Raw genomic sequence first — 7,557 nt, 5'->3', positions numbered from 1 at the left:
GGAGTATCTTATCTTTTTTGTTTAACCTTATTTCCTCTTCTTTAGATTTACTTTATAAATACCCTGTGAATCAATTTAAACCCTATTATGCTTCTGGATGATTCGACTTATTTACTACTTGCTTATTTCGGAAAGGAGCCAGTTTTCGGGAGGGTACAAAGAGATAGAGATTCCCTCGCCTCGGATTTCACCACGGTAATATAAGGTGTACACTGTCATAATCGCACCCTTTCCAAATTGTAGTCACTCACCCGCGCGATGGAATCTCTGGAGGTAAAAACCTCATCAAACCAATTCGCTTTTTCGCCCATTCGCAACTCGCAATGACGCTCCTACGTCCCTAACGCAATTGCAAAGAAAATTAGAAATTAAGCCTTTGGGGTGCAAAGCTAACATACTAATCTTTAATATAATCTTTGATTAAATGATAAGCTTCAGTTATCAGTAATTTTAATTGCGTTAGCGCAGCGGGGCGTAGCCCATTGCGAATGGGAAAAAGCGAATTGTTTTGGCATCCACTCGATGCCAGCTTGGAGTAATGGAACTGGAACAAGCTCTTATGTATAGAGGAGCGTTCGCCTGTTTGCAGGAGAACCATCTGGACATTGTATTACTTGTAATTGGCTTAGAGCAAGTCATTCAAGTATGGCATTCTCTCCCGGGAGCAACAAGAGCTACCTTAGCTCAAGAAAGCTTTCTTCTTTGGTCTAGAGTGGTGTCTGGTGATGGAACGCAAGCTTCCACGAGCTACCCCGGCTAACATAGGTACTACTCATTATTACTGTAAACGGTTCGCGTCCCTCACGCTGTGCATTAGCTTTATAAATCACAACAGCGCTATCTGTCGTTAATTGCATAATTCGGGGCGCATCGACAATGCGCCAAAACAAGAATGGTGGCTGCCCTTCATTGGTCGCGATGAGAGTTTCCTTGTTCAACACTCCAAAATTTCCTCCTGTAAGGGCATCCTCAGTAAGGTATCCCCGAATTAAATCAACATTTACAGCAGAACTAGCCCTTCAAAATTGTTCCTCAAGTGCTATCAAGGTTTCTTTCAAATCCATATTTGTTTTCTTTCCTTTACTAATATCTAAGTTTTTAACTCTAAACCGAGTGGCACGCTGATTTATTTAATTGTTGAAGCAAGTTCTCTTGAACTTTTTTGTGCTGAAGGAAGTACACAAATAAACGAGTGTATTCTAGGCTATCACAGTAGCAATAGTTAACAATAATTACTTTTACTCCCACAGCGCAGATATACGTCCTTCAATTTTGCCAAACTGTTGTGGTTCGTACCTGATTATTAAAGATTTTTTAATCACTTTTATTTATCATTATAAGAAAAAATAGAGATAGCTTATATGAGCTAATTATTTTAGAGTTGAGATAAGATTAAAGCCTTAAAAACTTATATAGTATTTAGCCTGATGAAACTATCAAATAGTTCTGAATACTCACTTCTAGCAATGTTGGCATTGGTAGATTGCTACCACAATGCCGATTCAATGCAAATTAAAGAAATAGCAGAGCTAAGAAGTATACCAAATCGCTATTTAGAACAGCTACTAGCTACACTAAGATGCCGAGGTTTAATTAACAGCATACGTGGTTCTAAAGGTGGTTATGTTTTAGCACGTGAGCCTCGGAAAATTACAGTTTTAGATGTTTTAACTTGCATTGAGGGAGTAGAGATTGATGCATCTACCAACAATATAACCCTTGAAAACATAGAATCAAGCATTGTGGAAGAGATTTGGCAAGAAGCTTGTCAAGCGGCTAACCTGGTTTTGCAAAAGTATTCACTCCAAGACCTTTGGGAAAAGCAAGCTACACGCCTACAAAAGGCGTTGATGTATTACATTTGAAAGGGAGTTTTTGTACCAATGTTTAACAAAAATATTTTCTCAGAGCCTATTGGTGAAACAGCTGATGTGGAAGTTTGGCTCTTGCGTGCAGGGCTAAAATTTTCTGACTTGGGTAATGATACGCTTAGTATAAGCATCCGTAAGCAGTGGCGAAAATATCAAGCAGTAGTGCAAAGATGCTGTGCAGTTTTACACCTCCCGCCAGAACGTGTTCAATTAGGAGGCGTTTATGATTTTTTGAGAATACCTGATGTTTAAGCTCAATTCACACAAAATAATACAATTTGAGTCTGAATAGTAGATTATCCCCATTCTGAATTCTTACGCTTTGTCAGGGTAAACTATGGAACTAAAAAGAGTATTCATGGACTATAGAAAGTAATCCAATAACATCAAATCTAGAGTTACAGCAGCGAAAATGCACTCGCTTGGCATTGATACTGGCGCAGATTTGAAACAGTGTTCGTCTCTGACGTTGCCGCAGGCATCGCTGACTGAGCTAACACACCACTTTGGTAAAGTAGGGCAATATTACTACAAGATTGCCAGAGCAGAAGATGATCGCCCAGTTGAGGCGAATCGGGTTCGTAAGTCGATTGGTGCAGAAACCTCGTTTGCAAGTGATTTAAGCGATGTGAACGAGATGTTGCAAGAACTCGAACAGATTGCCCAAATTGTCGAGCAACGGTTAGAGCAGCACGAAACGCGAGGCCGCACTGTGATAACGAATTTTATCACTTATCACTGTAGTAACAGTCCTTGAGCTTAAACGCTTTCAACTATAAGCCGCTAATGGGAGCATACGCAAAAAGCTAAAAGCCAACTTATCGAAAGCGATCGCACCTATGCTTGTGGCTGCCAAAGAAGCTGTAGATAAATAGTGGCAGCGTAAAGATAGAGAATATCAACAAAAACTTACCTAGACACTATAAATTAGGTCATTAACGAATGGCACGCTTGAAAAGCTGAAAGCTCGTCTGGGCTGGGTGTTGGGGGTAGGTATGGGGTATAGGGAAAAATCAATAAAAGTAAATAAGAGTGTAGGCACAAATAAATTTCTGACTCACTACACCCACTCAGCCACACCCCATACTCAAAAGCCTTATACATATATGGGTTTGCCGTTATCAAACGTGCCATTCGGTCATTAACTAAGTTCAACTTCTTAACAGACTGATGATTTGTGGCATAATGTGGCATAATATCGTTAAAAGATTATTGTCAATTTTTGCCACAGGTAGGAGAAAGTGACGTGGATCGGCAAAGCACAACGCAAAACGTATCACTAACTCCTGATTTCAATGAATTTATTAGCTCTGATAGTCAAATTTCACTCAACGGTTTCCGAGTATTAGTTGTTGATGATCAAGCTGATGGACGTGAGCTTGTTGCTTTTATCTTGGAGCAACATGGTGCTTTGGTGAGTGAAGCAGCATCAGTAGCCCAAGGCTTATCAGCGTTAGAGTCGGGAATGCCACACATACTGATTTCGGATCTTGGTATGCCAGAGGAGGATGGCTACAGCTTTATTCGTAAAATCAGGGCCTTACCAGTAGAAAAAGGGGGGAAAATCCCAGCGATCGCCTTGAGTGCTTATGCCAAAGAAGAAGACCGAAGGCGGGCACTGCTGACAGGCTTTCAAATGTATTTGTCCAAGCCATTTGATCCAGATGAGTTAATAGTCATGGTAGCAAATTTGTCAGGTCGTTTTCAGCAGATTTAACCCTTCAATTCATTTATGTTTATGTTAATTGTGCTTTGAATCGTAACTTGAAGTGCGGTTAGCTCATCTGAAACATGGTTTACCCAGTTTAATCATTTATGCTGTGTACATTCGTTTCCTAAAAAAGAAAAGAAGGTAATAGGGTGATATCAAGCGTTATGAATTTGACACAAGTTGTTGAAGGGGAATACGAATAATAAACTCAGCACCAACTCCTGGTTGGGAAATACAATCTAAAGAACCGCCATGTTTTTGTGTGATAATTTGGTAACTAATAGCCAGTCCCATCCCTGTACCTTGTCCAACGGCCTTAGTTGTGAAAAAGGGATTAAATATTTGCTTTAAAGTATCGGATGGTATTCTTAGTCCATTGTCGGCAATGCTAATAGTGACTTGATCTGGTTCGAGTAATCGGGTGCGAATATAAATTCGGGGATTATCTATTATATTGAATTTTTTTGTTGTCCATCGACCTTTAAGGGCTGAATCTTCTAAAGCATCGAGCGCATTAACTAAAATATTCAGAAATACTTGGTTTAACTGCCCAGGATAACATTCAACTAAGTAGAACGAGGTGGAAAAACCAAACTGTGTAAAGATAAGTAAATACGTATAATGTGTCTACGAAGGTAACAGAGATATGGGCAGCCGTTTAAGGGTCTTTCTGACCAGAGAACAAGATAAAACTCTTTTCAACTTGAGAACGGCAGATGTACCCCAGAAAGTGAAAGATAGGGCAGAAGTGATTAGATTGAGCGCAAATGGTTGGTACGTAGAGAAAATAGCGGTATAAATTTTCTCCCCGACTTACTTAAGGGGAGGCTACCGTATTCTTTGATCACCTCAATTTGCAGGCGCTCCTTAGTAGGGTTAAAGCGGCTTTGGATGATCATTATCGTACTATCAATTCCCTCATGAATATCAACTGCTTTCAGTGAAGCCTCGTCTAAGCGTGAGAAAGTCCGCAGGGAAAGAACAATATCTCGAATCCGCTCTGCCCCCATGAGCATCGATTTGAATAATTTAGGAAAGTCTGACCTCAAAAAATCTAGTTCAATGAGATTTGTAAACTCCTCAATTGCCTTGATTGATTGAGGATAATGGCTTTGGTAAATATCTAATAGTGAAAATAAATTTTGGGTGTATTCATCAGCCGATTTCAAATTGCCGTAAATAAAGCTAACTGGGTTGTTAATTTCATGGGCAATTCCAGCTACTAATTGCCCCAAACTGGCCATTTTCTCATTTTGAATTAACTGAGCTTGAGCCTGCTGTAAGTTTTTGAGAGATGTGGCGAGTTCTTCTTTCTGACTTTGAGTTTGTTTGAGTAATTCTGCTTGCTGTAATGCTACACCTAGCTGAGAAGCAATTTGGCTAAGTATATATACTTCATCTGTTTGCCATTTTCAAGGTGCATCGTTTTGGTAAACTGCTAGCAGTCCCCAAAGTTGTTGACTTTGATAAATAGCAGTAATCACGTAAGCTCTTGCCTGGCATTGCTCTAAAATTTTCAGGTAGCACTTACTAAAGCCAGCACCGTAAACATCGTCACAAACACGATAAGTTTCATTTTGAGAAAAGCGCCCTCCCTGTGTATCTTGTAAATAAGTATCGACAATTGGAGGAATAGATAAATTTTTCAAGCTACATTCACTGATATTTTCTACTAATTGTGGTTGATGCGTTTGCTACTGGATTAAAGGCAACCACCCTTGTGCTAAGGATTCAGAGACAACTTTTCCACTCCAATCTGGATTGAAACGATATAAAATTACACGGTCAGAGTTGAACAATTGCCTAACTTCTTGAGTAGTTGTCTGAAAAATATATTCTAAATCAAGAGATTGACGGATTTTTTCAACGGTGATAGCAATAATTCTCTGAGAATCTGAGGCTTGATTCGGAGAAGCCATAATCATACTAGACGCAACAATAATCAACTCTTACCTAGAGTTCCCTTGTTTTACTTCAAAATTAAAATTCTGCTGGAAAATTGCAGTGTAATTGACTCAGCAAGATTACGGATGTAAAATTGAAGTGTGTATATCAGTATTAGTCAAGGTATCGGACTGAGCGATACCTTATTTAATTGTATAGGTGCAAGCCTAGTAGCCTGCCAACCGTTGCATCGTTGGGTGATGGCTGGGAAAAGGGGTTCATGTTAAAGGAGAAAGGGCTAAAAACATGAGTCTCATTACCTCTTGTCCTTAAAAGAGCCAACTTCACCAAGCAACTACTAGATCAATTTTGTGATCCATTTGTGGACATTGGGTTAGCCAATAACCCAATTTCCCCACCCGACATTTCCGGTAGCATTCACGTTCGCAAAGCGTCTGTGAAAGAGAAATGTGCCATTGGTATCGCCCAATAATCTCCCACCGGACGATATAACTGTGACCATTGGTGAGAGGTTAGAATGATTGCACAAACGTTTGTGAGGGTACGGAAAAAGGGGATAAATCCAGCGCAGCGATAGAGACTGCTTTTAGCAGGGCTTTAACATCTTCTAAATCTTGATTCTCTTTTGTGAGAGCAGTTTCAAGATTTTTGGTTATTTTTGCATAAAGCACAAAACTCTAGCTGAAGAATATTACATAACAAACTTTTATATAAAGCAAGGGACTTTTTTGCAGTCGTAAGTTATAGCCGATCCTGCGTTCATCAAGCAAGTAAGGCATTACCGAGTAACAGTCAAATCCGATTATGGTAGAAAATTTTGAGACTGCACAATCTTCAGACCAGAGAACAGAGATAGATATTATCTTTAAAGGATTAACAATACTTATAGTTGATGACGACAAAAATTACCTGAGTTTAATAAGCTATTTTTTTTGTAGATATGGAATTAATGTAATGTTGGCAGATAATGCCTCGTTAGCATTTGAACTAATTCAACAACACGCAGTGGATCTTTTAATTTCTGACATTGCAATGCCCGGAAAAGACGGATATTGGTTAATACAGAAAATTAGGTCACTACCACTCTCACCAATTAGAGAAATTCCGGCAATTGCTTTAAGTGGCGTATCTTTTGAGGAATGCTATGAAAAAGCGCTTGCATCTGGGTTTCAAACTTATATTCAAAAGCCTTCAAACCCTAAACACTTAATGAAAGAAGTAGCGAAATTGCTATATCTGCCTGTAAAAATCGTCAAAGGGTTTTAGTAACTACTTCTAATCATTCACGGACTCGAAGTTACCTTTGTAGGAAATGATCTTAACCCTTGAGGGAAGATTTAAAATCAAAGGTCAGAGTTAATTCGTAAAGAAAATTTTAAAAGTATTCAACTCATTTGTAGTACTTAAATGCCGACTTTTGAAGCAAGTGCATGATATTGTTTACGCCAAGTATGAGGAGGTAAGCCATGATGTAGGCGAAACTGGCGAGAGAAATAAGATACATCTTGGTAGCCTAATGCTTTGGCAATTTGCTCTACATTCTGCTCGTGATTTTGAAGTAACAATTGCGCTCCTAGCATCCGACGTTTGACGATCCAGTTGTTTACAGTTTCTCCTGTTTGCTTTGCGACTCTATTAGTTAAATAAGCAGGAGAGTAACCAAGCACTTGGGCGACATCACACAGACTAATTCCTTCATGATAATGGGCTTCTATAAACTCAAACATTGCTTTTAATTCTGGAGCATTGGGAAAGATTGATGCTTCCTGGACAATTACTGAATTCTTCGTTGCAGACACGGAGTTAAAAGCTTTCTGAAATTTAGTAGCGCACCAGGATTGAAGAAAAGTCTGTCTCTGTAAGCGGATATTAATCGCTTTGGCGTTGCATAAATGCGGGATGAATTAACTAAATACAGGTATTTCTCTATACTTCAAGTAATGGAGTAACAAGCGAATTGAGTATTTAAGCATATCTACTGACTTGGAATAGCATAATGTTTTGCGATGTAGGCGTGCCAGATAATGACGTAAACGTGTATTTTCACCTTCTACTCTGGTCATATATGTT

9 protein-coding genes and 3 pseudogenes are annotated in these 7,557 nt (G+C 39.2%); 6 read left to right on the top strand and 6 right to left on the bottom strand.

All coding sequences use genetic code 11. The annotated features are described in order from the left end of the window. Positions 1-707: 707 nt before the first annotated feature. Positions 708-1,004: pseudogene (locus H6G96_RS39530) on the bottom strand (DUF4440 domain-containing protein); the annotation flags it as partial. Between the two features lie 423 nt (positions 1,005-1,427). Here H6G96_RS39530 and H6G96_RS39525 point away from each other — a divergent pair. The 4 genes from H6G96_RS39525 (at position 1,428) to H6G96_RS39510 (ending at position 3,588) form a co-directional block, all read left to right on the top strand. Further along, complete coding sequence (locus H6G96_RS39525) at positions 1,428-1,865, top strand: Rrf2 family transcriptional regulator (RefSeq protein ID WP_190736885.1); 438 nt, start codon at positions 1,428-1,430, stop codon at positions 1,863-1,865. An 18-nt stretch (positions 1,866-1,883) separates the two neighbouring features. Beyond that, complete coding sequence (locus H6G96_RS39520) at positions 1,884-2,123, top strand: hypothetical protein (RefSeq protein WP_190736883.1); 240 nt, start codon at positions 1,884-1,886, stop codon at positions 2,121-2,123. 160 nt (positions 2,124-2,283) lie between these two features. Then, entirely contained in the window at positions 2,284-2,628 is a 345-nt protein-coding gene (locus tag H6G96_RS39515) for a hypothetical protein (protein ID WP_190919951.1), read from the top strand. A gap of 489 nt (positions 2,629-3,117) precedes the next feature. After that, positions 3,118-3,588 (top strand): response regulator, encoded by a 471-nt coding sequence (locus tag H6G96_RS39510; RefSeq protein ID WP_190919949.1) that lies wholly within the window; start codon positions 3,118-3,120, stop codon positions 3,586-3,588. 156 nt (positions 3,589-3,744) lie between these two features. On the opposite strand, the gene H6G96_RS39505 is transcribed toward H6G96_RS39510, so the two are convergent. Next, positions 3,745-4,188 (bottom strand): ATP-binding protein, encoded by a 444-nt coding sequence (locus tag H6G96_RS39505; protein ID WP_190919955.1) that lies wholly within the window; start codon positions 4,186-4,188, stop codon positions 3,745-3,747. Between the two features lie 40 nt (positions 4,189-4,228). Here H6G96_RS39505 and H6G96_RS42140 point away from each other — a divergent pair. Next, positions 4,229-4,375 (top strand): annotated as a pseudogene (locus H6G96_RS42140) (IS630 family transposase); the annotation flags it as partial. Here the strand turns inward: H6G96_RS42140 and H6G96_RS42135 are convergent. Beyond that, entirely contained in the window at positions 4,335-4,826 is a 492-nt protein-coding gene (locus H6G96_RS42135) for a histidine kinase dimerization/phospho-acceptor domain-containing protein (protein ID WP_242063646.1), read from the bottom strand. The pseudogene H6G96_RS42140 and the gene H6G96_RS42135 overlap by 41 nt on opposite strands. A gap of 168 nt (positions 4,827-4,994) precedes the next feature. Continuing rightward, positions 4,995-5,501 (bottom strand): annotated as a pseudogene (locus H6G96_RS43030) (GAF domain-containing protein). A gap of 790 nt (positions 5,502-6,291) precedes the next feature. Here H6G96_RS43030 and H6G96_RS39495 point away from each other — a divergent pair. After that, positions 6,292-6,753: a response regulator gene (locus tag H6G96_RS39495; protein ID WP_190919947.1), complete on the top strand. Its 462-nt coding sequence runs from the start codon at positions 6,292-6,294 to the stop codon at positions 6,751-6,753. Between the two features lie 137 nt (positions 6,754-6,890). On the opposite strand, the gene H6G96_RS39490 is transcribed toward H6G96_RS39495, so the two are convergent. Together H6G96_RS39490 and H6G96_RS39485 are read right to left on the bottom strand one after the other, a co-directional pair. Next, positions 6,891-7,286, bottom strand: coding sequence for an AraC family transcriptional regulator (locus H6G96_RS39490; protein ID WP_347242346.1), 396 nt, complete (start codon positions 7,284-7,286; stop codon positions 6,891-6,893). 105 nt (positions 7,287-7,391) lie between these two features. Further along, positions 7,392-7,557 (bottom strand): IS1 family transposase (locus H6G96_RS39485; protein WP_190914621.1); only part of this gene is annotated, 166 nt, incomplete at its 5' end.

This window comes from Nostoc sp. FACHB-892, from assembly GCF_014698795.1.
Taxonomy (GTDB): Bacteria; Cyanobacteriota; Cyanobacteriia; order Cyanobacteriales; family Nostocaceae; genus Nostoc.
Note: the sequence above shows the minus strand (reverse complement) of the source record. Positions and strands in the feature narration are given on the sequence as shown.

Excerpts from the sequence above, each read along its gene's own strand:
- H6G96_RS39525 (WP_190736885.1), top strand. The coding sequence starts at position 1,428 with ATGAAACTATCAAATAGTTCTGAATACTCACTTCTAGCAATGTTGGCA.
- H6G96_RS39520 (WP_190736883.1), top strand. The coding sequence starts at position 1,884 with ATGTTTAACAAAAATATTTTCTCAGAGCCTATTGGTGAAACAGCTGAT.
- H6G96_RS39515 (WP_190919951.1), top strand. The coding sequence starts at position 2,284 with ATGCACTCGCTTGGCATTGATACTGGCGCAGATTTGAAACAGTGTTCG.
- H6G96_RS42135 (WP_242063646.1), bottom strand. The coding sequence starts at position 4,826 with ATGGCCAGTTTGGGGCAATTAGTAGCTGGAATTGCCCATGAAATTAAC.
- H6G96_RS39495 (WP_190919947.1), top strand. The coding sequence starts at position 6,292 with ATGGTAGAAAATTTTGAGACTGCACAATCTTCAGACCAGAGAACAGAG.